At 72.1% G+C, this 23,641-nt stretch carries 27 protein-coding genes and 4 tRNA genes; 7 read left to right on the top strand and 24 right to left on the bottom strand.

What is annotated here, in order from left to right; translation table 11 throughout:
- Window positions 1-12 precede the first annotated feature (12 nt).
- From BN3788_RS16765 to BN3788_RS18825, 19 genes are all read right to left on the bottom strand, one after another.
- Window positions 13-561: an adenine phosphoribosyltransferase gene (locus BN3788_RS16765; RefSeq protein WP_066588620.1), complete on the bottom strand. Its 549-nt coding sequence runs from the start codon at window positions 559-561 to the stop codon at window positions 13-15.
- 7 nt (window positions 562-568) lie between these two features.
- A complete protein-coding gene (gene secF, locus BN3788_RS16760) occupies window positions 569-1,669 on the bottom strand; it encodes a protein translocase subunit SecF (RefSeq protein ID WP_066588618.1) in 1,101 nt (366 codons plus the stop codon).
- A complete protein-coding gene (gene secD / locus BN3788_RS16755) occupies window positions 1,669-3,549 on the bottom strand; it encodes a protein translocase subunit SecD (RefSeq protein WP_066588615.1) in 1,881 nt (626 codons plus the stop codon). Before secD ends, secF begins: the two co-directional genes overlap by 1 nt.
- A gap of 142 nt (window positions 3,550-3,691) precedes the next feature.
- Window positions 3,692-4,114: a preprotein translocase subunit YajC gene (yajC, locus tag BN3788_RS16750; protein ID WP_066588612.1), complete on the bottom strand. Its 423-nt coding sequence runs from the start codon at window positions 4,112-4,114 to the stop codon at window positions 3,692-3,694.
- A gap of 171 nt (window positions 4,115-4,285) precedes the next feature.
- On the bottom strand, window positions 4,286-5,308 hold the full coding sequence (gene ruvB / locus BN3788_RS16745) for a Holliday junction branch migration DNA helicase RuvB (RefSeq protein ID WP_066589640.1): 1,023 nt from the start codon (window positions 5,306-5,308) through the stop codon (window positions 4,286-4,288).
- Between the two features lie 22 nt (window positions 5,309-5,330).
- The gene (gene ruvA / locus BN3788_RS16740) at window positions 5,331-5,939 is read right to left on the bottom strand and encodes a Holliday junction branch migration protein RuvA (protein WP_066588609.1); all 609 of its coding nucleotides are present in this window, start codon (window positions 5,937-5,939) and stop codon (window positions 5,331-5,333) included.
- 91 nt (window positions 5,940-6,030) lie between these two features.
- Window positions 6,031-6,600, bottom strand: a complete 570-nt coding sequence (gene ruvC / locus BN3788_RS16735; protein WP_066589635.1) for a crossover junction endodeoxyribonuclease RuvC — start codon at window positions 6,598-6,600, stop codon at window positions 6,031-6,033.
- A gap of 63 nt (window positions 6,601-6,663) precedes the next feature.
- Complete coding sequence (locus tag BN3788_RS16730; protein WP_066588606.1) at window positions 6,664-7,419, bottom strand: YebC/PmpR family DNA-binding transcriptional regulator; 756 nt, start codon at window positions 7,417-7,419, stop codon at window positions 6,664-6,666.
- A gap of 53 nt (window positions 7,420-7,472) precedes the next feature.
- Window positions 7,473-8,084, bottom strand: a complete 612-nt coding sequence (pdxT, locus tag BN3788_RS16725; protein ID WP_066588603.1) for a pyridoxal 5'-phosphate synthase glutaminase subunit PdxT — start codon at window positions 8,082-8,084, stop codon at window positions 7,473-7,475.
- Window positions 8,085-8,107: 23 nt separating this feature from the next.
- Window positions 8,108-9,307, bottom strand: a complete 1,200-nt coding sequence (locus BN3788_RS16720; RefSeq protein WP_234346695.1) for a pyridoxal phosphate-dependent aminotransferase — start codon at window positions 9,305-9,307, stop codon at window positions 8,108-8,110.
- Between the two features lie 79 nt (window positions 9,308-9,386).
- On the bottom strand, window positions 9,387-9,959 hold the full coding sequence (locus BN3788_RS16715) for an NUDIX hydrolase (protein WP_066588593.1): 573 nt from the start codon (window positions 9,957-9,959) through the stop codon (window positions 9,387-9,389).
- The gene (gene pdxS / locus BN3788_RS16710) at window positions 9,953-10,876 is read right to left on the bottom strand and encodes a pyridoxal 5'-phosphate synthase lyase subunit PdxS (protein ID WP_082813018.1); all 924 of its coding nucleotides are present in this window, start codon (window positions 10,874-10,876) and stop codon (window positions 9,953-9,955) included. The genes BN3788_RS16715 and pdxS overlap by 7 nt, the downstream gene beginning before the upstream one ends.
- A gap of 78 nt (window positions 10,877-10,954) precedes the next feature.
- On the bottom strand, window positions 10,955-11,626 hold the full coding sequence (locus tag BN3788_RS16705; protein WP_066588590.1) for a hypothetical protein: 672 nt from the start codon (window positions 11,624-11,626) through the stop codon (window positions 10,955-10,957).
- Complete coding sequence (locus BN3788_RS16700; protein WP_187138404.1) at window positions 11,623-12,822, bottom strand: glycosyltransferase family 4 protein; 1,200 nt, start codon at window positions 12,820-12,822, stop codon at window positions 11,623-11,625. The genes BN3788_RS16705 and BN3788_RS16700 overlap by 4 nt, the downstream gene beginning before the upstream one ends.
- 35 nt (window positions 12,823-12,857) lie before the next feature.
- Window positions 12,858-13,856, bottom strand: a complete 999-nt coding sequence (locus BN3788_RS16695; protein ID WP_066588585.1) for a phosphatidylinositol mannoside acyltransferase — start codon at window positions 13,854-13,856, stop codon at window positions 12,858-12,860.
- A complete protein-coding gene (gene pgsA / locus BN3788_RS16690; protein WP_066588583.1) occupies window positions 13,853-14,464 on the bottom strand; it encodes a phosphatidylinositol phosphate synthase in 612 nt (203 codons plus the stop codon). The genes BN3788_RS16695 and pgsA overlap by 4 nt, the downstream gene beginning before the upstream one ends.
- A gap of 7 nt (window positions 14,465-14,471) precedes the next feature.
- Window positions 14,472-15,056: an HIT family protein gene (locus BN3788_RS16685; protein WP_066588581.1), complete on the bottom strand. Its 585-nt coding sequence runs from the start codon at window positions 15,054-15,056 to the stop codon at window positions 14,472-14,474.
- A 7-nt stretch (window positions 15,057-15,063) separates the two neighbouring features.
- Window positions 15,064-17,067 carry a threonine--tRNA ligase gene (thrS, locus tag BN3788_RS16680; RefSeq protein WP_066588580.1) on the bottom strand — a complete coding sequence of 668 codons (2,004 nt, stop codon included), beginning with the start codon at window positions 17,065-17,067 and terminating at the stop codon, window positions 15,064-15,066.
- 79 nt (window positions 17,068-17,146) lie between these two features.
- Window positions 17,147-17,512 (bottom strand): SDR family NAD(P)-dependent oxidoreductase, encoded by a 366-nt coding sequence (locus BN3788_RS18825; RefSeq protein ID WP_234346694.1) that lies wholly within the window; start codon window positions 17,510-17,512, stop codon window positions 17,147-17,149.
- Here BN3788_RS18825 and BN3788_RS19915 point away from each other — a divergent pair.
- A complete protein-coding gene (locus BN3788_RS19915) occupies window positions 17,447-17,599 on the top strand; it encodes a hypothetical protein (protein ID WP_187138409.1) in 153 nt (50 codons plus the stop codon). The genes BN3788_RS18825 and BN3788_RS19915 overlap by 66 nt on opposite strands.
- 11 nt (window positions 17,600-17,610) lie before the next feature.
- Here the strand turns inward: BN3788_RS19915 and BN3788_RS16670 are convergent, their stop codons facing one another.
- Window positions 17,611-18,483, bottom strand: a complete 873-nt coding sequence (locus BN3788_RS16670; protein WP_066588576.1) for an oxidoreductase — start codon at window positions 18,481-18,483, stop codon at window positions 17,611-17,613.
- A gap of 101 nt (window positions 18,484-18,584) precedes the next feature.
- Between BN3788_RS16670 and BN3788_RS16665 the strand changes: the two genes are divergently transcribed.
- Window positions 18,585-19,466, top strand: coding sequence for a helix-turn-helix transcriptional regulator (locus tag BN3788_RS16665; RefSeq protein WP_066588573.1), 882 nt, complete (start codon window positions 18,585-18,587; stop codon window positions 19,464-19,466).
- Window positions 19,467-19,479: 13 nt separating this feature from the next.
- Here BN3788_RS16665 and BN3788_RS16660 read toward each other — a convergent pair.
- Window positions 19,480-19,554, bottom strand: a tRNA-Val gene (locus BN3788_RS16660).
- A gap of 193 nt (window positions 19,555-19,747) precedes the next feature.
- Between BN3788_RS16660 and BN3788_RS16655 the strand changes: the two genes are divergently transcribed.
- On the top strand, window positions 19,748-20,176 hold the full coding sequence (locus tag BN3788_RS16655) for an SsgA family sporulation/cell division regulator (protein ID WP_066588571.1): 429 nt from the start codon (window positions 19,748-19,750) through the stop codon (window positions 20,174-20,176).
- A gap of 28 nt (window positions 20,177-20,204) precedes the next feature.
- The gene (locus tag BN3788_RS16650; RefSeq protein ID WP_066588569.1) at window positions 20,205-20,507 is read left to right on the top strand and encodes a DUF1905 domain-containing protein; all 303 of its coding nucleotides are present in this window, start codon (window positions 20,205-20,207) and stop codon (window positions 20,505-20,507) included.
- A 13-nt stretch (window positions 20,508-20,520) separates the two neighbouring features.
- Here the strand turns inward: BN3788_RS16650 and BN3788_RS16645 are convergent, their stop codons facing one another.
- Together BN3788_RS16645 and BN3788_RS16640 are read right to left on the bottom strand one after the other, a co-directional pair.
- A complete protein-coding gene (locus BN3788_RS16645) occupies window positions 20,521-21,396 on the bottom strand; it encodes an aminotransferase class IV (protein WP_066588566.1) in 876 nt (291 codons plus the stop codon).
- Window positions 21,397-21,441: 45 nt separating this feature from the next.
- Window positions 21,442-22,530: a chorismate-binding protein gene (locus tag BN3788_RS16640; RefSeq protein WP_066589626.1), complete on the bottom strand. Its 1,089-nt coding sequence runs from the start codon at window positions 22,528-22,530 to the stop codon at window positions 21,442-21,444.
- 170 nt (window positions 22,531-22,700) lie between these two features.
- On the opposite strand from BN3788_RS16640, the gene BN3788_RS16635 reads away from it, so the two are divergent.
- From BN3788_RS16635 to BN3788_RS16625, 3 genes are all read left to right on the top strand, one after another.
- Window positions 22,701-22,772 (top strand) — tRNA-Gly (locus BN3788_RS16635).
- Between the two features lie 56 nt (window positions 22,773-22,828).
- Window positions 22,829-22,899: transfer RNA gene (locus tag BN3788_RS16630), tRNA-Cys, on the top strand.
- A 17-nt stretch (window positions 22,900-22,916) separates the two neighbouring features.
- Window positions 22,917-22,991, top strand: a tRNA-Val gene (locus tag BN3788_RS16625).
- Between the two features lie 65 nt (window positions 22,992-23,056).
- On the opposite strand, the gene BN3788_RS16620 is transcribed toward BN3788_RS16625, so the two are convergent.
- Window positions 23,057-23,590, bottom strand: a complete 534-nt coding sequence (locus BN3788_RS16620; protein WP_066588565.1) for a flavodoxin domain-containing protein — start codon at window positions 23,588-23,590, stop codon at window positions 23,057-23,059.
- Window positions 23,591-23,641 lie beyond the last annotated feature (51 nt).

The following is a 23,641-nucleotide window of genomic DNA, read 5'->3' as shown; positions in this document are numbered from 1 at the left end:
GTCGCCGACCTGTCAGCCCACCGCAATGAGCGAGTCGACACGGTGGCCGGCCAGCACCTCGCGCCCGGGGAGGAACGAGAGCTCCACCAGGAACGACAGGCCCACCACCTCGGCGCCGCAGCGCTCGAACAGCCGGATCGTGGCTCCCGCGGTGCCACCGGTCGCGAGCACGTCGTCGACGATCAGCACACGCGCGCCGCGCGGGACGGTGAACGGGTGCACCTCCACGGTCGCGGTGCCGTACTCGAGCGAGTACTCCTCCGCCGCCGTCGGGCCGGGGAGCTTGCCGTGCTTGCGCACCGGCACGAATCCCGCGCCCAGCGCCGTGGCGACCGGGGCGGCGAGGATGAACCCCCGCGCCTCGGTGCCGGCGACGAGGTCCACGGGCCCGTCGACCCGCCCCGCGATCTCGGCGACCACGCCCGCGAACGCCTCGGCGTCCGCGAGCAGCGGCGTGATGTCCTTGAAACCGACGCCCGGCGAGGGGAAGTCGGGCACATCCCGGATGAGCTCGTGGATGCGGTGGATCAGCGCGTCTCCGCGCAGTGCTGCTGAGGACATGGAGCTGCTACTTCTTCCCAGACTTGCGACGCTTGGGCTGCGCGGCCGTGCCCTGGTGGGCGCCGGGCCGGAGCTGGCCGACATGGATGACAGCGGGCGCGCCGGGCGCGCCCTCGGGCGCCCCCTCAGCCGCCGCCGTGCGGGCTGCGAGCACCTTGGCGGTGTGCGCGATGATCTTCGGCTCACGCTGGCGCAGCGTCACCTCGGCCGGCGTGGCGAGGAAGATCGAGGAGAACGTGCCGACGGCCATGCCGATGAAGAGCGCGAGGGCGATGTCGCGCAGCGTGCCGGCACCGAGCAGGAACGCCCCGATGAACAGGATCGCGCTGACCGGCAGCAACGCCACGACCGACGTGTTGATGGACCGCACCAGGGTCTGGTTGACCGCCAGGTTGGCCTTCTCGGCGTAGGTGTACCGCGTCTGGTCGAGCACGTCGGCGGTGTTCTCGCGCACCTTGTCGAACACCACGACCGTGTCGTAGATGGAGTACCCCAGGATCGTCAGGAATCCGATGACCGTGGCCGGGGTCACCTCCCAGCCGACGGCGGCGTAGATGCCCACCGTGATGATGAGGTCGTGGAACAGCGCGATCAGCGCGGCCGCGGCCATCCGCCAGTTGCGGAAGTACACGGTCATGACGACCGTCACCAGCAGGAGGAACACCAGCAGGCCGTTCACGGCCTTCTGCGTGACGTCCTTGCCCCATGACGGGCCGACGAACGAGCTGGCGACGTTCTCGACCGGCACGTCGAACGCCTCGGCGAGGTTCTGCTGCGCCTCGGCGAGCCGCACCTCGTCCAGCGCGATGGTCTGGATGCGAAGCGCCGAGCCGCCGACCGTCGTCACGCGGGGCACCTCTTCCGGGGCGACCTCCTGCACGACGTCGCTGGCCAGCGACTGGTCGGCCGTCGTCACACCGGAGACGACGAACTGCGAGCCGCCACGGAACTCGATGCCGGGATTCAGGCCGGGCTTGACCAACAGGATCGCGGAGAGCAGCACGATCACCGCTGAGATCGTGTACCAGACGCGGCGCCGTCCGACGATGTCGTACGAGCGGCGACCGGTGTACAGGTCGTTGCCCCACTGGGCGAATCCGACAGCCATCAGTGCTCAGTCCCCTCGGTCGTGTCAGACCCGTTCTCGCCGGAGACGTCCGGGGATGTCGTGTCGCCTGGACTCTCGTGCACGCCGTTGGCGTCCTGCTCGTCGTCAGGCGCCTCGTGGGAGGCGGAATCCTGCGCCGCGGCGCGCTCGGCGGCGCGCCGCTCGGCGATCGTCATCGTCGCGGCGCCCACACCTGCGGCGCCCACTCCCGCGCCGACGGCCACTCGGGAGTCCGCCTTCTCGGACGCGTGCCCGTTGCCCGTGGGGGCCAGGCTCCCGACAACCTTGCCGCGCCCGACATAGCGTGCCGCCGTCACCCCGAGGCGGCGCGGGTCGAGGCCCGAGAACCGGTGGCCCGAGGCGAAGAACCGCGTGCGTGCCAGCAGCGTCATCAGCGGGTGCGTGAAGAAGAACACCACGAGCAGGTCGATCAGAGTGGTGAGGCCAAGCGTGAAGGCGAAGCCGCGCACCCCGCCGACGGCGAGGAAGTACAGCACCACTGCCGCGAGGAAGTTCACGGCGTCCGACGCGAGGATCGTGCGCCGGGCGCGGTCCCAGCCGCGGTCGACGGCCGGGCCCAGGCTCCGCCCGTCGCGCAGCTCGTCACGGATGCGCTCGAAGTACACGATGAACGAGTCCGCCGTGATGCCGATCGCGACGATCAGGCCCGCGACGCCGGGCAGCGACAGGCGGTAGCCCTGCGTCCACGACAGCACCGAGATCACGCCGTAGGTGACGATGCCGGCGATGAGCAGCGAGGCGACGGTGACCAGGCCGAGCGCGCGGTACTGGAACAGCGAGTAGATGACCACGAGGAGCAGCCCGATAGCGCCCGCGATGAGGCCCTTCTGCAGCTGCTCGGTGCCGAGCGTCGCGGAGATCTGCTCCTGGCTCTGCAGGTCGAAGGTCAGCGGCAGCGCGCCGAAGTTGAGCTGGTTGGCCAGCGTCGCGGCGCTCTCCCGGTTGAAGCTGCCGGAGATCTGCGCCTCGCCGTTGGAGATGATGACGCCCGTGTCGAGGGACGGCGCCGAGATGACCAGACCGTCGAGCACCATCGCGAACTGGTTCTGCGGAGGCGTGGCCGCCAGGCCCTGCAGACGCGTGGTCGTCTCGCGGAAGAGGTCAGTGCCCTCGGAGTTGAACTTGATGTCGACGACCCACTCGTTGGTGGTGGCGCCGCTCTGCGTCTGCTTCAGGCCGGAGGTCGCCGACGCGACGTCGGAGCCCTTGATCTCCACGGGTCCGAGCAGGTACTTGGCGGTGCCGTCGTCGGCGCAGGTCACCAGCGCCTTGTTGGGGTCGGCGATCTCGCCGCCGACGAGGTTCTCCGGGTTCGTGCAGTCAAGGGCGTCGAAATCCGCCTCGACCTTGGGCGTGACGTAGTACTCCGTGTCGCTCGGGCTGTCCGGCGCGGCCTTGGACGGCGTGTCCGAGGGCGCGGCCTCCTCGGTGGCGCCGTCAGTGGGCTCCGTGCCCTCCGTCGCGCCGTCCGTCGGAGCGTCCGTCGCCGTGTCCGTGGTCGTCGCCTGCGGCGCCCCGATGGCCAGCACCGGCCGGAAGGTCATCTGCGCCGACTTGCTCACCAGCGCGATGGTCTCCTCGTCGGGAGTCCCGGGCAGCGAGACCACGATGTTGCGGCCACCCTGGCTGGTGATCTCGGCCTCGGCGACGCCAGAGGAGTCCACGCGCTGGCGGATCACGTTGATCGCCTGCGAGATCGTCTCCGAGGTGATCGGCTCGTTGTTCTCCGTCACCGCCGTCAGGATGAGCTGGGTGCCGCCCTCGAGGTCGAGCGCCAACTTGGGCGTCCACGTGGCGTCTGACAGCTGCGTGCCGGCGAAGAGCGAGCCGAAGAGGGCGACGATGATCGCGCCGAGCACGGCGAGGGTGCGTACCGGCCGGGGCCGGCGGCTGGGTGGCTGAGCCAACGGAGTGTCTTCTCTCGTGCGCGCACCGCCCGGCAGACGCCGGGCGGTGGGACCGTTCCCGCTCGGCGCTCTGCGTCGCGGGCCTGGGGGCTAGCTACTTCTTCTCGGGGTCGTCCTCGTCGCGGGCAGGACGTGCCGGGGGCATCGACGACAGGTCGTCCGGGACGTCGATCGAGTCCGCGGCCAGCTCCTCCTCGGAGCCGTACGCCTCGTCGTCGTCCGTCTCGTCCTCGTCGTACTCCTCGTCCTCGTCATCTTCGACGGGCGGCTCGACGAGCTTGGCGATCGCGGCGCGCAGCCACCGGGACTCATTGCCCGGCGTCGACTCGAGCGTGATGATGTCGTCCTCGATGTCCACGACGGTCCCGAACAGGCCAGAACCCGTCATGACCTCCTGGCCGACCTCGAGGTTCGCCCGGAAATCAGCGGCCTGACGCTGCTGCTTACGGGTGCGGTTCGTCATGAGCCACATGGCGCCGAAAGCCAGCGCCAAGATGATGAGGAACGAGTAGTCCATGGAAGGTCAGTCTCCGGTCTGATCGAGATGTCCGCCGTAGTCTAGGCGCCCAGCCTGCTCGCGCCTAACCCCTCCGCGGACTTCTCCGCGGAGTGAGGGCAGATGACGGCGTGCACAACGTTTCACACGCGCCAACAGTTCCGAGGTTTCGAGCCTACGAGAATCACGGGCTCAGGTGAACAGCGTTCCCGACGGCGTGGGGGCCGTGAGGCCGAGATGCTCCCAGGCGGCGGGCATGGCGATCCGGCCGCGCGGCGTCCGCCCGACGAGCCCCTCGCGCACCAGGAATGGCTCGGCCACCGTCTCGACGGTCTCGGGCTCCTCCCCCACGGCCACGGCGAGCGTCGTCAGGCCCACCGGCCCGCCGCCGAACCGGGTGCACAGCGCGGTGAGCACGGCGCGGTCGAGCCGGTCGAGCCCGAGCGCGTCCACCTCGTACACCTCGAGCGCCGCCTGGGCCGCGCTGAGCGACAGCCGCCCGTCGCCGCGCACCTGCGCCCAGTCCCGGACCCGGCGCAGCAGGCGGTTCGCGATCCGGGGGGTGCCCCGCGACCGGGAGGCGATCTCCGCCGCGGCAGTGGCCTCGAGCGGCACTCCGAGCAGCCCGGCGGAACGCGTGAGCACCTGCTCGAGCTCGTCGGCGGAGTAGAAGTCGAGGTGCGCGGTGAAGCCGAACCTGTCCCGCAGCGGCGCGGGCAGCAAGCCGGCGCGCGTGGTGGCGCCCACGACGGTGAACGGCGGCAGCGACAGCGGGATCGCACTCGCCCCGGCGCCCTTGCCGACGATGACGTCGACGCGGAAGTCCTCCATCGCCACGTACAGCAGCTCCTCGGCCGGGCGTGCCAGCCGGTGGATCTCGTCGAGGAACAGCACCTCGTTCTCCTCGAGCGAGGAGAGCACCGCGGCGAGGTCGCCGGCGTGCTGGATCGCGGGCCCGCTGGTCACCCGCAGCGACGCGCCGAGCTCGGCCGCGATGATCATGGCCAGCGTCGTCTTGCCCAGCCCGGGCGGCCCGGAGAGGAGCACGTGGTCGGGCGCCTTGCCGCGCCCGACGGCAGCGTCGAGGACGAGGGAGAGCTGGTCGCGCACGACGTGCTGGCCGACGAACTCGTCGAGCCGCCGGGGGCGTAGCGCCGCCTCGGCCGCGCGCTCGAGGTCGGAGGCCTCGGGGCGCACCAACGAGACCTCGTCCATCGCCGCCAACTCGCCGTCGAGCTCAGCCACGGCCGCCGCCGAGCGTGCGCAGCGCGGCGCGCAGCACGGCCGCGACGTCACCCGGCGCCACGTCGCCCTGCTCGAGGACCTGCGCCACGGCGTCGTCGGCGGCCCGGGCATTCCAACCGAGGCCGATCAGCGCCTCCACCACCTGCTCGCGCCGGTCGGTGGCCGCCACTGGCGTGAAGCCCCCCTCGACGACCGTCGCGGGCGCTCCGAGGCGACCACCGAGCTCGAGCACGAGCCGCTGGGCGCCCTTCTGACCGATGCCGGGCACCCGCTTGAGCGCGGCCAGGTCCTCCCCGGCCACCGCGCGCCGCAGCCCGTCGGGGCTGTGCACCGCGAGCATCGCGAGGGCGAGCCGTGGCCCCACGCCGCTGACCGTCTGCAACACCTCGAAGACCTCGCGCTCGTCGGCGTCCGCGAAGCCGAACAGCGTCAACGAGTCCTCGCGCACCACGAGCGAGGTCCACAGCAGTGCCTCGGCGCCCACCCGCAACGCGGCGAGGGTCGTGGGCGTGGCCTGCACGAGCATGCCGACACCGCCGACCTCGACCACTGCGGCGTCCAGCCGCACAGCCTGCACAGTGCCCCGTACCGACGCGATCACCCGCGGTCCTCCCTCGTCCTGGAGCGCAAGCGGCGCGCATCCGACAGCACTATCCCATGCGCACGAACAGGTGTACGAACGACACGCGCCCTCAGGCCCGGGCGCCCCGCGCGGCTTGCTCGGCGGCAGCCCAGGCGCGCTGTGCGGGGGTCATCGACCCGGGGGCCCGTTGCGGTGCGCCGAGCGCCCCGGCTGGACGCCACAGGTGGCAGATCGCCAGGGCGAGCGCGTCGGCCGCGTCGGCGGGGCGCGGCAGCTCGTCGAGCGCGAGGAGCCGCTGCACCATCACCTGCACCTGGGGCTTGTCCGCGCGGCCGTTGCCCGTGACCGCCGCCTTGACCTCGCTGGGGGTGTGCAGGGCGACCGGGATCCGCCGCCGCGCGGCCGCGAGCATCGCCAGCCCCGCCACCTGGGCGGTGCCCATCACGGTGCTGACGTTGTGCTGGGCGAAGACCCGCTCCACTGCCACCGTGTCCGGGGCGTGCTCGTCGAGCCACTCCTCGAGCTGCAGCGAGATGGCCAGCAGCCGCTGGTCCACCTCGTGGGCGGGGTCCGAGCGCGCGACGCCGACCGCCACCATCCGGACGTCGCGCCCGGGCAGGCCGTCGACCACGCCCAGTCCGCACCGGGTGAGGCCGGGGTCCACTCCGAGCACGCGCATCCGGTCAGTCTCCCAGCCCAGGGCCGCGCCGGGCGGCAGCACCGCCCGGCGAGCCCAGCCGGGTCACTCGGACTCGAGCTCCGCCATGACCTCGTCGGAGGCGTCGAAGTTCGCGTACACGTTCTGCACGTCGTCGGAGTCCTCGAGCGCGTCGATCAGGCGCATGATCTTGCGGACGCCCTCGACGTCGACCTCGACCTGCATCGACGGGTAGAACACCACGTCCGCGGAGTCGTACTCGATGCCGGCCTCCTGCAGCGCGGTGCGCACCGGCACCAGGTCGGTGGCGGCGGAGAGCACCTCGAACGAGTCGCCGAAGTCGTTGACCTCCTCGACGCCCGCGTCGAGCGCCGCCTCCATGACGGAGTCCTCGTCCGTGCCCTCCTTGGGCACCATGACGACCCCGCGCCGCGAGAACAGGTAGGACACCGACCCCGGGTCGGCCATCTGGCCGCCGTTGCGGGTGAACGCGACGCGCACGTCAGACGCGGCGCGGTTGCGGTTGTCGGTGAGGCACTCCACGAGCACGGCGATGCCGCCGGGGCCGTAGCCCTCGTACATGATCGTCTCGTAGTCGGCGCCACCGGCCTCCTGGCCGGAGCCGCGCTTGACGGCGCGGTTGATGTTGTCGATGGGGACCGACGTCCGCTTGGCCTTCTGGATCGCATCGAAGAGCGTCGGGTTGCCCGCGACATCACCGCCGCCCGTGCGGGCGGCCACCTCGATGTTCTTGATCAGCTTCGCGAAGAGCTTGCTCCGCTTGGCGTCGACGACGGCCTTCTTGTGCTTAGTGGTGGCCCATTTGGAGTGACCGCACATCGCTACCCCTTCGTCTCCGCCCACGACGCCCGAGCAACGCCGCGACGGGCGGGTCAGAGGCTGTCGCGGACGATCTGCACGAACAGTCGATGCACCCGCGCGTCGCCGGTGACCTCCGGATGAAAGGAGGTCGCGAGCAGTGGGCCCTGGCGCACCGCGACGATCCTACCGGCGGCGGGCCCTGTGCGGACGCGCGCGAGCGCCACGGCCTTCGGCCCGATCTCCTCGACCCAGGGCGCGCGGATGAAGACGGCGTGCAGCGGCGCCGTCTCACTGTCCTCGATGCCGTCGATGACCAGGTCTGTCTCGAACGAGTCGACCTGCCGCCCGAAGGCGTTGCGGCGCACCGTGAGGTCAAGCCCGCCGAGCACCTGCTGGTCGGCGGTTCCGCCGATCACCCGGTCGGCGAGCAGGATCATCCCGGCGCATGAGCCGTAGGCGGGCAGCCCGCCGCGCAGGCGCTCCTGCAGCGGCCCGAACAGGTCGAAGGCCCGCAGCAGCTTGTCGATGGTGGTCGACTCGCCGCCGGGGATCACCAGGCCGTCGATCGCGTCCAACTCGGCGACCCGGCGGACCGGAACGGCCCGCGCCCCCACGTGCTCGAGCGCTCGCGCGTGCTCGCGCACGTCGCCTTGCAGGGCCAGGATCCCGATGGTCGCCGTCACGGCTGCGCATCCTACGGTCGAGGTCAGACGCCCGGGGACGGCGTCCCAGTGGCGAGAGCCGCGGACGCCGTCTGCCATGCGTCCACCTGGTCCGCGAGGCGGCTCAGCCCGGCGAGGATCGCGGCCTCGTCGGATGCGAGCGACACCCGCACCATCCCCTCGCCGCCGGCGCCGAAGGCCGATCCGGGCGACACCGCGACATGGCGGTCGCGGAGCAGTGCCAGCGCGAACTCCTCGCTGTCCCCGGTGGCCCGTGACACGTCGACCATCAGGTAGAACGCCCCGTCTGGCTGCACACACGGCACGCCTCGCGCCGTGAGGAGCGCGACTGCCGCGTCCCGGCGGCGGCGGTAGGCCTCGACGGCACGGGCCACGTCGTCTTGCGGGCCGCGCAGGGCCGCCAACGCCGCGCGCTGGCTCACGGTGGACGGGCACGCGACGGTGGCCTCCGCGACCTGGCCCAGGAGGTCGTGCACGTACGGGTCGCGCGTCACGACGTACCCGAGCCGCCAGCCCGTCATCGAGTAGGTCTTCGAGAAGGTGAAGAACGTGACGACCCGCCCATCGGTGTCGAAGGCGGCCGGGCTCACGTGTGCGGGGCCGAACGTGATCGCCTCGTAGCACTCGTCGGAGAACACCCACAGGTCGTGCCGGCGGGCGATGTCGACGATGCCGGCCAGGAGCTCCGGCGGGTACATCGCGCCGGTGGGGTTGTTCGGGGAGTTCACGAGGATGACCTTGGTGCGCGGCGTGAGGGCGGCCTCGATGTCCTCGAGCGTCGGCACGAAGCCCGCGGCGGCGTACGCCGGGTAGGTCCGCACGTCAGCCCCCGCGGCGGTGGCGGCCATCCGCCAGTTCGGGAACTCGGGGTCGGGGACGAGCAGCTCGTCGCCAGGGCCCATCGTGGCGTTGATAGCCATGGCCAGGCCGTGCATCGCCCCGTGCGTGACCACCACGTCGTCAGCCGTGGCGGTCAGCCCGTTCACTGCCCCCACCTTCTGCGCCAACGCGGTGCGCAGCTCCAGCGAGCCGATGCTCGAGGTGTAGCCGGTGTGCCCGCAGCGCGCGTCGTTCGCGGCGGCCTCGACGATGTGCGGCGGCGTGGGCGTGTCGGGCTCACCGAGTTCCAGCCTGATCGCCTCGGGGTCGAGCATGGCGAGCTCCATGAGCTTCCTGATCCCGCTGCGGTGCATCCGGACGACGGGCGAGGTGGTGGTCGGCACGTACCGCACCGTAACCCCACGGTCCGCGCTCCCGGAAACGATGCGGCGGCTGAGCCCCGGGCTCAGCCTCCCAGCGTGCTCAGCCGCGGCCCAGCCCGAGGTGGCGGGTCTTGCCGTCCCACTCCGGCAACAGGCTGCGCACCAGCTCGGCGAGCCCTTCCGGGAACACCTCCAGCGCCTCGTGCGCGAGGTCGTCGAGGTCCCACCACCGCAGCTCGTCGATGACGTCGTGCTCGAGGTCCGTCCACCCGGCCCGGCTCAGGTCGGCGACGTCGGCGGCGGCGTCCGCGTCAAGCCGCGCCACGAAGATCTCCTCGTCTTGGCGGCAGTGCTCGGCGACGAAGTCGAAGACCGCCGAGCGCGTGAACACCGGCCCGACGAGATCCTCCGGGCGCAGCCGCAGGCCGGTCTCCTCCCGGACCTCGCGCACCGCGGCGGTGCGGGCGTCCTCCCCCGCGTCGATCCCGCCGCCCACCGTGAACCACCAGCTCCGGCTGGGCTGGTCGGCGTCATGGCCGCGTACCAACAGCACGCGGTCGTCCTGGTCGAGCAGGATGACGCGCGCGGCACGGCGGAACCGCAGCCCGTCCGCGCCCATGACCCACTCGGGGCCGAGGGCGCGGACCGGGCCGTCGACGGAGTCGGTCACCAGCCCCGCTCGGCCAGCCGGTGCCCCACGGGCACGTCGTCGACGTTGATGCCGACCATGGCCTCGCCCAGCCCGCGCGAGACCTTCGCGATGACGCCCGGGTCGTCGTAGAACGTCGTAGCCTTGACGATCGCGGCGGCGCGGTCAGCCGGGTTGCCGGACTTGAAGATGCCGGAGCCGACGAACACGCCCTCGGCGCCGAGCTGCATCATCATCGCGGCGTCCGACGGCGTGGCGATGCCGCCGGCGGTGAACAGCCCGACGGGGAGCTTGCCCGTGCGGGCGACCTCCTTGACCAGGTCGTACGGCGCCTGCAGCTCCTTGGCGGCGACGAAGAGCTCGTCCTCCGGCAGGGACGTCAGGCGGCGGATCTGGTCGCGCAGCGTGCGCATGTGGGTCGTGGCGTTCGAGACGTCGCCCGTGCCGGCCTCGCCCTTGGAGCGGATCATGGCCGCGCCCTCGGTGATGCGGCGCAGCGCCTCGCCCAGGTTCGTCGCCCCGCACACGAACGGCACGGTGAACGCCCACTTGTCGATGTGGTGCTCATAGTCGGCGGGGGTCAGCACCTCGGACTCGTCGACGTAGTCCACGCCGAGGCTCTGCAGGACCTGCGCCTCCACGAAGTGGCCGATGCGGGCCTTCGCCATCACCGGGATCGAGACGGCGGCGATGATGCCGTCGATGAGGTCGGGGTCGCTCATGCGCGCCACCCCGCCCTGCGAGCGGATGTCCGCGGGGACGCGCTCGAGCGCCATGACGGCGACGGCGCCCGCGTCCTCGGCGATCTTCGCCTGCTCGGCGTTGACGACGTCCATGATCACGCCGCCCTTGAGCATCTCGGCCATGCCGCGCTTGACGCGGGCAGTGCCCACGGCGCCATCGGCGACGGACGGAGCGGACGTGCTGGATTCAGTGGTCACGCTGGCCTCGCAGATCAGGTGAGCGGATGTGTGTGGGAGCGGGTGAGCGCTTCGCGAACATCCTAGTCCGGGGCCTTCTCAGCCCGGAGGGCCTGTCCGCCCTGTAGTCACCGCAGGCAGGCCGGGCCTGCCCAGCGCGTCAGGCCAGGCGTCGTCGAGCTCGAGCGTCTGCGGCAGCGCGGCGCCTCCGGCCAGTCGCAGCGTCCGCACCCACCACCCGCGGCGCAGGCGCTGGGTCTGCGCGACCGCCTCGTTGTGGAAGCGCCGGGCGAGCTGCACCCGGTACCAAGCGGCGGCCAGCGCGTCGAGCAGCTCGGCGCCACCGGGCTCCGCGCGCAGCTCGGCGACCTCGTCCGGGTCGTCCAGCACCGCGCGCAGCGTCGCGGACAGCTCGCTCTCCGCCATCCCCCGGTCCGCCTGGGCGTGGGGGTCGGCGCCGCGGACCTGCGCCGCCGCGCCGCCGTCGAGCTCCAGCGGGAGCGTGGTGAGGGCCGGGACGTCCTGGCCGCCGGCCGCGAGGGCCCGCCAAGCGGCCTCGCCCACCAGCAGCGAGCTCACCGGGTCCATCAGGCTCGAGGACGCGAGCTGCGAGGCCGCCGACGCGCGCCGCAGGAGTTGCGCGTCGACGACGGCGAGCGAGGCGGCGACCTTGCGGTGCAGGCGGTCCAGCCGGGACGCGGCCACCCACACCCACCAGACACTGAACGCGATCAGCGCCGCGATCAGCACCGCCGACTCGGACCAGCTCATTGCGCCTCACCCCGTCCACGTCGCCGTTCGAGCATCCGGGCGCCCCGGCGGGAGAGCGGGTCCTCGCCGACGGGCGTGTCCCGCCCCTCGACCACCATCTCGTACACGGTGAGCACCTCATGCGTCACCGAGGACCAGTCGTAGCGCCGCACCGCCTCGGCCGCCCTGGCCACCAGCGCGCGCCGCTCGTCATGGTCGTCGAGGACGCGCAGCAGCGTGCGCGCCAGGTCCTGCGAGTCGCCGGTGCGGAACAGGACGCCGGCCTCCCCCTCGGCCAGGACCCGCCGGAACGCGCCGAGATCGCTCGCCACCACGGCCGCCCCGGCGCTCATCGCCTCCACGAGCACGATGCCGAAGCTCTCGCCACCCGTCTGAGGCGCGCAGTACACATCCACGGAGGAGAGCAGCTGCGCCTTCTCCTGGTCGGTGATCTCGCCGAGGAACTCGACGGCGCGCGCCGCCTCCTCGCCGATCAGCGCGCGCACGTCCTCAGGCCCGGTCTCGCCGCGGCCCGCGACGAGGAAGCGGGTCCCGGGCTGCCGCCGCAGGATCTCCGGCACCGCGCTGAGCAGCACCGCGAGGCCCTTGCGGGCCTCGTCGAGGCGGCCGAGGAAGGCCACCGTCGGAGCCTCGGGCGTGCCGACCCAGCGGGCGTCCGGCTCGGCGTCCGCGAAGGTGTCCACGTACACGCCGTTGGGGATCACGACGGCGTCCCCGCCCAAGTGCTCGACGAGCGTGCGCCGGGCGTCCTCGGAGACGGCGATGCGCGCGCCGATCTTCTCCATCGACTGCCGCACCAGCGGGTAGGCGAGCTGCAGGGGGCGCGAGCGGAGCAGCGCGGTGTGGAAGGTCGCGACGATGGGACCGTCGGCGATCCACAGCGCGAGCATCCCGAGGCTGGGGGTGACGGGCTCGTGCAGGTGCAAGACGTCGAACTCGCCGGCCGCGAGCCAGCGCCGCACCCGCGCCGCCGTCACCGGGCCGAAGGTGAGCCGCGCGACGGCGCCGTTGTAGCGCACCGGCACCGCGCGTCCGGCGGAGGTCATGTACGGGGCGATGGGCGTCTCGTCATCGGCGGGCGCCAGCACCGAGACCTCGTGCCCACGGGCGATCAGCGCCTCGGCGAGGTCGCGCACGTGGAACTGGACGCCGCCGGGCACGTCGAAGGAGTACGGGCAGACGATCCCGATGCGCAGCGGGCGGTCGCCCACAGCGGGCTCGGCGTGCGCGCTCATGCCTGCGCCTGCCCGTCGGCCGCGCCGTCGGCTGTCGTCGACCCGGCGGAGAGGGTCGCCGCGTACCGCTGCGGGTCCAGGTCGTCGACGAAGACCTTCTGCAGCATGTGCCAGTCCTGGGGGGCCCGTGTGATGCCGTCGGCGAGAGAGTCGACCCAGGCCTGCGTCATCGCTGCCACCTTCTCGGCGCTGGAGCCCTGCTGGGGCACGGGGACGAACGGGTGGAACTCGATGGCGATGCCCCACGGCGACCCGGCGGCCCGGCGGCGCTCGCCGCGCAGCCGCTCGTAGGAGATCGTCACCGCGACCAAGGGCGCTCCGGTGGCGATGGCCAGCGAGGCGGGGCCTGCGGCGACCCGGGCGCGGGCGCCGAACAGGTCAACCTCGATGCCACCGCGGGCGGACAGGTCCCGGTCCGCGAGCAACGGGATGATCGCGCGCGGGCCGCGGGCCGCCCGCAAGAGCTGCCGGAACACGCTGCCGTCGCCGGACAGGGGGATGATCGTCAGGCCGATTCCGCGCCGGAAGTCCAGGAACTCCTGGAACAGCTCCTCGGGCTTGAGCCGCTCCGCCACGGTGGTGACCGGCGCCAGCCGCACGGTCCCCCACGCGCCGGCGAGGTCCCAGTTGCCCATGTGGCCCAGGGCCATGACAACGGGCTGGTCGGCGGCCAGGGCGCCCTCGATCTCCTCGAGCGCGATAGGCCGGACCCGCGCGGCGACCTGCTCGGGCGTCAGCCGGCTCAGCGCGAACGCCTCCGCGAAGTAGCGGAAGTACGAGCGCATGCCCGCCCGGCTCAGCCTGCGCAGCTCGCGCGGCGACGCGGTGGGCCGCACCCGCCGCAGGTTGGCCTCGAGCTGCCGCACACCGCCGCCGCGCAGCAGCCAGGTGGCGTCCGCGCCGATCACGCTCGCCCCCCGCAGCACGACCTCGGGGACCTTGCCCGCGAGGCGCCAGCAGAGCGTGATCAGCGGGGCCGTCAGATCCTTGCTCATGACGCCGCCGCCCTGACCTGCTCGCGCACCGTGGCCATGCGCTGCACCACCGTGATCGCGGACGCGATGGCGAGCAGGCCCAGCACCACGGTGAGGATGGCGGACGGCAGCCCGATCCCGACGAGCGCCGTCGCGGTGAGGACCGCCGCGAGCCGGTCGGCCCGCTCGGCGATGCCCACCGAGGCCGTCATGCCCAGCCCCTCGGCGCGGGCTCGCGCGTACGGGACCACCGAGCCCAGCACCAGGCAGGCCAGCGCCAGGCCGCCCGCCAGGGTGTCGTCGCCACGGCCGAAGAACCACAGCACGAGCCCGGAGAAGATCGCGGCGTCACCGAAGCGGTCCAGCGTCGAGTCGAGGAACGCGCCCCAGCTGCTCGAGCGCCCGGCGCGCCGGGCCATCACCCCGTCGAGGGAGTCCGTCAGCGCGAACGCCGCGATCAGCAGCGTCCCGGCGAGCAGAGGCCCCGGGGGGTACAGCCACAGCGCCGCCACGACGACGGCGAGCGTGCCCGCGATCGTCACGGCGTCTGGTGAGACACCGCGCTTGAGCAGCACGTCGGCCAGGGGCGTCATGACCCGCGTCATGAGCCCCCGCAGTCGGTTCAGCACGCCTCGATCATCCCTTCTGGTCCGTCGGCCACGCGGCAGCGAGGCGCGCCCTGGTGTCGCTCAGCAACTCGGGCAGCGCCCGGGTGCGCGCGACGATGGGCAGGAAGTTCGAGTCCCCGCCCCACCTCGGCACGATGTGCTGGTGCAGGTGCGCGGCGATGCCGGCGCCGGCGACCTGGCCCTGGTTCATGCCGAGGTTGAAGCCGTCCGGCGCATAGGCCGCCCGGACCACGCGCATCGCGGTGCGGGTGAGCTCCGCGACGTCCGCCACCTCCTCGGGCGTGAGGTCGGTGTAGTCGGCGACATGCCGGTACGGGCACACCAGCAGGTGCCCCGAGTTGTACGGGTACAGGTTGAGCACCACGTAGGCGGCGTCACCTCGAGCGACGATGAGGGCGTCCTCGTCGCTCAGGCTGGGGGCCCGGCAGAACGGGCACCCCGCGCCGGCGGCGTCGTCGGACGGCTTGTTCTCGCCGCCGATGTACGCCATCCGGTGCGGGGTCCACAACCGCTCGAAGCCGTCGGGGACGCCCGGGCGCGCGCCCGCCTGCTCGACCTCGACCTCGACCTCGACCGGGTCGTCGTCGCTCATCGCGCGCTCAGACCTGGACGCGATCGCGCACCGCGGCCACGATGCGCTCGATCGCCTCCGCCACCGGCACCCCGTTGTCCTGTCGTCCGTCGCGGTAGCGGAACGACACGGCGCCCGCGTCGACGTCGTCGCCACCCGCGATGAGCACGAACGGGATCTTCTGCGTGCTGGCGTTGCGGATCTTCTTGCCGAACCGCTCGTCACCCGTGTCGAGCTCCGCGCGGATGCCCTGGGCGCGGAGCTGGTCCACCACGCCGCCGAGGTACTCGTTGAACGGCTCGGCCACCGGCACGGCGAGCACCTGCACGGGCGCGAGCCACGCCGGGAACGCGCCCGCGTAGTGCTCGGTGAGCACGCCGAAGAAGCGCTCGATCGAGCCGAACAGCGCACGGTGGATCATCACGGGACGCTGGCGCGAGCCGTCGGCGGCGGTGTACTCGAGCTCGAAAAGCTCGGGCAGGTTGAAGTCGAGCTGGATCGTGGACATCTGCCACGTCCGCCCGATGGCGTCCTTCGCCTGCACCGAGATCTTCGGGCCGTAGAACGCGGCGCCGCCCGGGTCGGGGACGAGCTCGAGGCCCGAGGCCTCGCCCACCTCGGCGAGCGTCCGCGTCGCCTCCTCCCACGCGTCGTCCGAGCCGACCGACTTCTCGGGGTTGCGCGTCGAGAGCTCGAGGTAGAAGTCCTCGAGGCCGTAGTCCTTGAGCAGGTCGAGGACGAACCTCAGCGTGGTAGCGAGCTCGTCCTTCATCTGCTCGCGCGTGCAGTAGATGTGCGCGTCGTCCTGGGTCAGGCCGCGCACGCGCGTCAGGCCGTGCACGACGCCCGACTTCTCGTACCGGTACACGGTGCCGAACTCGAAGAGCCGCAGCGGCAGCTCGCGGTACGAGCGGCCACGGGACCGGAAGATCAGGTTGTGCATCGGGCAGTTCATGGGCTTCAGGTAGTAGTCCTGGCCCGGCTTGCGCACACTGCCGTCGTCGTTGAGCTCGGCGTCGATGTGCATGGGGGGGAACATGCCGTCGCGGTACCAGTCGAGGTGGCCCGAGATCTCGTACAGGCGACCCTTGGTGATGTGCGGGGTGTTGACGAACGAGTACCCGGCCTCGATGTGGCGCTTGCGGGAGTACTCCTCCATCTCGTTGCGGATGACGCCGCCCTTGGGGTGGAACACCGGCAGGCCCGAGCCGAGCTCGTCCGGGAACGAGAACAGGTCGAGCTCCGCGCCGATCTTGCGGTGGTCGCGGCGCTCGGCCTCGGCCAGCCGCTCCAGGTACGCCTTGAGCTCGTCCTTGGTGGGCCACGCCGTGCCGTACACACGCTGCAGCTGCGGGTTCTTCTCCGACCCACGCCAGTACGCCGCGGCGGACCGGGTGAGCTGGAAGCCGTTCGCGATGAGCTTGGTGCTGGGCAGGTGCGGGCCGCGGCACAGGTCCTGCCACGCGACCTCGCCGTTGCGCCGGACGTTCTGGTAGATGCTCAGGCCGCCGAGCCCCACCTCGACGCTCGCGCCCTCGCCGGCCTGCTCGGCCGTGCCCTTGAGCCCGATGAGCTCAAGCTTGTAGGGCTCGTCCGCGAGCGCCTCACGGGCCTCGTCCTCGGTGACATCCCAGCGGCGGAAGGCCTGGCCCTCCTTGACGATGCGCTGCATGACCTTCTCGAGGGCCTTGAGGTCCTCGGGCGTGAACGGGGTCTCGACGTCGAAGTCGTAGTAGAAGCCGTCCGTGATGGGCGGCCCGATGCCGAGCTTCGCCTGCGGGTTGACCTCCTGCACGGCCTGCGCGAGCACATGCGCGGCCGAGTGGCGCAGCACGGACAGCCCGTCGGGCGAGTCGATGGTCACCGCCTCCACGACGGCGCCATCGGGCAGGGGCAGCGACAGGTCGCGCAGCTCGCCGTCGACGCGGCCCACGCCGCCCTCGCGGCGGGAGCCGAAGAGGTCGGTCCCCGTCGTGCCCGCCTCGACCGTGGTGCTCGTTCCGTCGACGGTCAGGGTGATGTCCTCGGGCACGGGTGCGATCTCCTCAGGTCAGGCCTGCCACGAGCGGCGGGCGCACCACGATGCTACCGAGCCTGGTCCCCCGCCTGATCTACACGGTCGTGAAGTCCGTGGCCCCGGCGCTCACGCGGGCCTGCTCGAGCGTGTCGCGCAGGACCTCGACCTTCGCGGTGGCGTAGGCGTCGAGCACACCCGAGGGCGGCGTCAGCGAGTCCTCGGTCAGGAACGACGTCCGGAAGTACCCGGGCTCGACGAGCGTGACGTCGATGCCGGACTCGGCCACCTCGCCCGCGAGCGCCTCGGTGAGTCCCTCGAGCGCGAACTTGCCCGCGCAGTACAACGCCCATCCGGGCACGGCGGTCAGGCCGAGGACGGATGAGACGTTGACGATGTGGCCGCTGCGCTGCGTGTGGAGCTCGCAGGCGTCTCGACCGACGACGACACCCGACTGGAGCAAGGGCGGGCCATGGACCTGCTGGCCAGCTGGTCCATGGCCGCCGACTCCGCCCAGCTCCTCGATGCCCCCGACGCCGCGTCCCCGTGACTGGGGGGCGGTCAGGTCGCGCCGATGACGTCGAGCTCGGCCAGGTCGGCTTCCGACAGGACGAGCCCGGCGCCGGCGACGTTCTCACGCAGATGCGCCACCGAGGAGGTGCCGGGGATGAGCAGGATGTTGGGTGACCGGTGCAGCAGCCAGGCGAGCGCCACCGACATCGGCGTCGTCTCGCGCCGGGCGGCCACGGCGCTCAGCACATCCGATTGCAACGGGCTGAAGCCTCCGAGGGGGAAGAAGGGCACGTAGGCGATCCCGTCGGCGGCCAGCGAGTCGATGAGCGCGTCATCGCCGCGGTTCGCCACGTTGTAGAAGTTCTGCACGCACACGATGGGGGCGATCGCCCGCGCTTCGGCCACCTGGTCGGTGGTCGTGTTGCTGACGCCCAGGCGCCGGATCAGGCCCTGCTGCTGCAGCTCGACGAGTGTCGAGAACGCCTCGGCGATGGATCCGGGCTCGGGGCCGAGCGGCCCTCCTGCGCGCAGGTTGACGACGTCGAGCACGTCCAGCCCCAGGGTCTTCAGGTTCGAGTGCACGGCGGCGCGCAGCTGCTGTGGGGCGCGGGCGGAGGGCCATCCGCCGTCGGCGTCGCGGAGCGCCCCGACCTTGGTGACGATGTGCACCGCGTCCGGGTAGGGGTGCAGCGCCTCGTTGATGAGCTCGTTGGTCACGTGGGGGCCGTAGGCGTCGGCGGTGTCGATGTGGGTGATCCCGAGCTCGACCGCTGCTCGGAGCACGCGGATGGCCTGGTCGCGGTCTCGGGGCGGCCCCATCACCTGGGGGCCCGCGAGCTGCATCGCGCCGTAGCCGGTGCGGGTGACGACCAGGTCGGCACCCAGGGTGAAGGTCCCACCGGGGAGTTCTGTGTGAGCCATGGGGCCAGCGTGGGCGGCGACGCCGGGCCGTGCGAGTGCCCTGGCCTTCCTGGGAGTGCCAGGGACACCCAGCCGGGCGACGACCGCGTTAGCGTGGCTCGGTGACCGATCCCGGCAGCCTGGGCGCCTATCTCCGGGCACGGCGCCAGCTCGTCCGCCCCGAGGACGTCGGCCTGCCCACGATGGGGCGGCGACGGGTCGAGGGGCTGCGCCGCGAGGAGGTCGCCATGCTCGCGGGCATCAGCTCCGACTACTACCTCCGCCTCGAGCAGGGCCGGAACCACAACCCGTCGGCGCAGGTGCTGGAGTCTCTGGCCCGTGTGCTGCGGCTGGACGACGCCGCCACCGCCTACCTCCTGGGGCTCGCCGCGCACCATCAGCAGCGGCGGCGTCCGCGTCGCCACCGCCCGACGACCGTGCCCGCAGGCATCCGCCAGCTGGTCGCCTCGATCGGGATACCGGCGTTCGTGGAGAGCCGGCACTACGACGTGCTCGCCGCCAACGACCTGGTCACGGCCATCTCGCCGAACATCCGGGTCGGCCAGAACCGGCTGCGCGCCATCTTCCTCGACCCTGCCGAGGCGGCGCTCTGCCCCGACTTCGAGCAGGCCAGGGCAGGCATGGTCGCCGGATTCCGCGAATCGGCGGGCGCCGACGTCGACGATCCCCGGTTCGTGCAGATCGTCGGCGAGCTCTCTCTCGCGAGCGAGAGGTTCCGCCAGCTCTGGGCCCGGCACGACGTCCACCCGCGGGAGAGCTGGGCGACCGTGATCCACCACCCCCAGGTGGGCGAGCTGACGCTCCACAAGGAGCGACTGCTCATCAGCGGAGCCAACGGGCTCGCGCTGACGCTGCACCACACCGCCCCCGGCACCAAGGACGCGGAGAAGTTGGCTCTGCTCGCCTCGCTCGCGGCCCCGATGGCCCCCGCTCACCAGGCAGAGCGCAAAGGCCGGCTCCCTCAGTCGGGAGCCGGCCTTTGACCTGCACAAACGATGGTGGGCGATACTGGGTTCGAACCAGTGACCTCCTCGGTGTGAACGAGGCGCTCTACCACTGAGCCAATCGCCCGTCGTCACGAATCACGGCCCGGAGGCCGCCAACCGTGGTTGACGTCGTGGAGGATGCTACCGAACGTTCGCCGATATTCCGAACTGAGCCCGCGCACGGCCTGATGGGTGAACTCCGAGACGAATTTCCCCACGAAGAGTCGTCCCACTGTCATGATGGCATCTCCAGTCCCGTGCGAATCAGGAGGGCTCCGGTGACGCAGCAGTCGTACGACGTCGTCGAGGTCGTCACCATGCAGCTGATCAGCTCCGACGCGAGCGTGATCCCGGTGACCGCAGAGATCTCGTTCCGGATAGCCGACCCCTACACGGTCCGCGCTGTCTTCACTGGCCCTCACACCATGTCGACCTGGCTCCTCGGCCGCGAGTTACTCGTGCAGGGGATGCTGGCCCGCAGCGACGCGCCGGCCGGCACCGGGGACGTGCAGGTATGGCGGGACGAGGATCCCGACTACGCGCTCCTGTCGCTCAGCGGCGTCGAGGGCAGTGCGCTCCTCGCCACCCCCGCCGAGCCCTTCGAGCGCTTCCTGGCCGCCACGCAGACCCTGGTGCCGCTCGGCTCCGAGAGCGACCGCATGGAGAGCGAGATCTCGGCGCTCATCGCCGCGCTCCTCACCGCCTGAGAGCGCAACCACCGCGAATCGGACGCGTGTGACCTTCGAGTTCGAGGCCGTCATCTGGGTCTGGGACGCCCGGAAGACGGACACCTGGACGTTCGTCAGCTTGCCCGACGCCGCAGCCGACGAGATCGCCGACGTCGCCGACCGCGGCGCCCGGGGATTCGGCTCGATGCGCGTCGACGTGACGATCGGGCAGACGGAGTGGCGCACATCGGTGTTCCCCGACAAGGCCCACGGCACCTACGTGCTGCCGGTCAAGAAGTCCGTCCGCGCCGCGGAGCATCTCGCGATCGGCGACACGGCACGGGTGCGGGTCACGCTCGTCGACGCCTGACCCGCGCGAACTGTCAGGGATCGACGTCCTGGGCCATGCGCGCCTCGAAGAGCGTGCGGGCCGCGGCGCTGACCTCGCCCACCTCGACATCCTGGCCGTCGAGCGCGACCACCGGCGCGACGTTGCGGACGGACCCGCTGAGCAGCAGGCCGACGCGACCGGACGCCGCCTCGTCGAGCACCGTGTAGGGGAGCTCGCCAGCAGCGGCCTCGCGGACCGGCAGGCCGGCCTCCGCGGCCCACTCCAGCAGCAGCTCGCGGGTGATGCCGGCGAGGCAGCCGCTCGACAGCGGGGGCGTCAGCAGCTCGCCGCCGCGCTCGACGAAGACGTTGGAGCCCGTCCCCTCGCACAGTTCCCCGACCGTGTTGGCCAGCAGCGCCTCATCGGCGCCTCGCCGGTACGCCTCGGCCAGAGCGACGACGTTCTCGGCGTAGGAGGTCGTCTTGAGGCCCGCGACGGCGGACCGCTCGTTGCGGACCCACGGCACGCGCGCCACCCGCGCCACCGGAGAGCGGGGCGCCGGTCCCGCGAGGACGATCAGTGTGGGATGCGCGTCCTCGGGTGCGAACCTGTGCGAGCCGAGGGGTCCCGGACCCCCCGTGAGGGTGATCCGCACCCGTCCGGCGTCGGGGCCTGCGGCGGTGAGCACGGCCGAGACGCCCGCCCGCACGGTGTCCTCATCCGGCGCCGGCAGGCCGAGGCCCTGGGCGGAGCGGGCCAGCCGGCGCAGATGGCGGCTCAGCGCGAATGCCTGGCCGCCGACGACGCCGCAGGTCTCGAAGACCCCGTCCCCGACCGTCAGGCCGTGGTCCACAGCGGTGGCCACTGGCTCGTCCGGGGACCGCCGGCGGCCGTCGGACCAGATCACCGGGCGTGCAGGATCGCTCATGCCGCCAGTCTGGCGCCGCGGCCCCGCGCACGGGCGCGAAGCAGGTCAGCGCTCGGCCGACGCCAGGGCCACGAGCCGGCGGGCCTTGAGCTCGGTCTCCGCCCACTCGCCCTCGGCGTCGCTCCCCCAGGTGATGCCCGCCCCGGTGCCGAATCGCAACACACCCCCGGCGTGCGCGTCGGGCGTCCACCAGAACGAGCGGATGGCCACCGCGAGCTCCGCGCGCACGCGTCCGTCCTCCGCCACGTCGATCCAGCCGACCGTGCCGCAATACGGCCCGCGCGCCGCCCGCTCGAACTCGGAGATGACCTGCAGCGCCGAGCTCTTCGGCGCCCCGGACACCGACGCCGGCGGGTAGGCGGCGTCCAGCACCTCCGCCCACAGCCGCGGCGAGCCCGCCACCTCCGGCAGCAGCCGGCCCTGCACCGTCGAGACCAGGTGGACGAGCCCCGGGTGCTGCTCAACGGCCAGGAGGTCGACGACCTCGACGGTTCCCGGCTCGCAGACCCGCTGCAGGTCGTTGCGGACCAAGTCAGTGATCATCACGTTCTCGGCGCGGTCCTTGGCCTGGAGCGCGTCCGGGTGCTCGGCGGTCCCCTTGATGGGCGCGGAGGTGATGACGTCGCCGTCGACGCGCAGGAACAGCTCCGGCGAGGCGGTGACCACCCAGACCGGCTCGCCGCCATCGCCCGCGGGAACGTGCACGCCGCCCGCGTACGGCGCCGGGTTGCCGGCCGCGAGCACCGCCGAGAGCGCCTGCGCGTCGGGCTCGGCGCCGCCCACCGGCGGCAGGGGCGCGGACAGCACCCGGCAGATGTTCGCCTGGTAGACCCTCCCCCGCCGGATCTCCGCCCGGGTCGCCGTGACCGCGCCCTGGTACTGCTCACGGCTCATCGATGACGACCACGCCTCCGGCGCTGGACCGCGCCAGCCGCGGCCCGAGGACACGTGCTGGCCCGTGCCGCCATCCGCCAGGCGGTCCACCTCCGCGAACCGCCACGCGCGCACGGATCCGTCGAAGTCCCCCACTACCGCCCAGAAGCCGGGCGTCGCCAACCGCTCGGGTGTGGCCCGCACGTCCACGTGCTCGAGGACGCCCCGTGCGCGCACGCCGGCGAACCACGCCGCGCCCATCGCGGGCCCCTCGGGCGTGCGATGGATGTCGCGGCTGGTCACAGGCACAGCGCCACCGTACCGACCCCGGCGGGGGCACCGCGGCTGGGCCGGTTGGACGCACGCCGAACTCGTCAGTTAGAGTCTGGGACGCACACGGAACGCCGGTGAGAGCCGAGCGGGAGTGTCGCGCGGACGTGGCTCAGTGGTAGAGCATCACCTTGCCAAGGTGAGGGTCGCGGGTTCGAATCCCGTCGTCCGCTCGGAGATGGATCCTTGATCGGCGCACTTGTGTTCCGCTGAGGAGTCACGATCTCAGGGTGGAGTGGCCGAGTGGCGAGGCAGCGGCCTGCAAAGCCGTATACGTGGGTTCGAATCCCATCTCCACCTCGCAGCACCACCCATCTGGGCGATTGGCGCAGCGGTAGCGCGCTTCCCTGACACGGAAGAGGTCACTGGTTCGATCCCAGTATCGCCCACCAGCACGAAGCCCCAGGTCATCTGACCTGGGGCTTCTTCTGTTGGCTGGTGGCGTGGCGGCGCGCCCTCAGGCCGGATCGTCCGCCAACTGGGCCGCGACCCCCTGAGCCCACTCCCCGATGGTGGCCCAGTCTCGGAAGTCGCCCTCGACCATGACCTCGCGCGCCGCGGGGACGCGCATCATGAGCCGGCCGGGCGCGTCGAGGCGCGCGGCGTCGAGCGCGCCGAAGAAGACCGTCGTGCCGCGGGCGCCTGTCGCCTCGACGTGCTTGGCGAGGTCGAGGGGCCGAGAGGTCTCGACCAGGTCTTTGCCGTCCTTGTCGTGCGTCGCCTCGCCGAGGGGGCCGCTGCTGAACAGCCACACCGGCCGTTGGCGGAGCTGCTCGCCGTGGCGGCGCACGAAGTGACGGGCGTCGCGATGCCACTTCCCCACGAACACAGCGCTGCCGATGATCACGGCGGAGTAGGTGGAGACGTCGTGCACGGTGGCGGCAGGCAGCGCCACGGCGGGCCGCCCGGCGGTGGTGAGCTCGTGGGCGACGTGCTCGGCGATCCCGCGTGTGGCGCCGTACTTGGTGGCGTAGGCGACGAGGACGGGCATGCAGGGCCTCCGGTTCACACGGTCCCGCAGGATTCTCGGGGCTCGCGCGCG

The sequence above is a fragment of the Cellulomonas timonensis genome (assembly GCF_900046455.1).
GTDB lineage: Bacteria > Actinomycetota > Actinomycetes > Actinomycetales > Cellulomonadaceae > Cellulomonas_A > Cellulomonas_A timonensis.
This window is presented reverse-complemented; position numbering and strand designations above follow the sequence as displayed.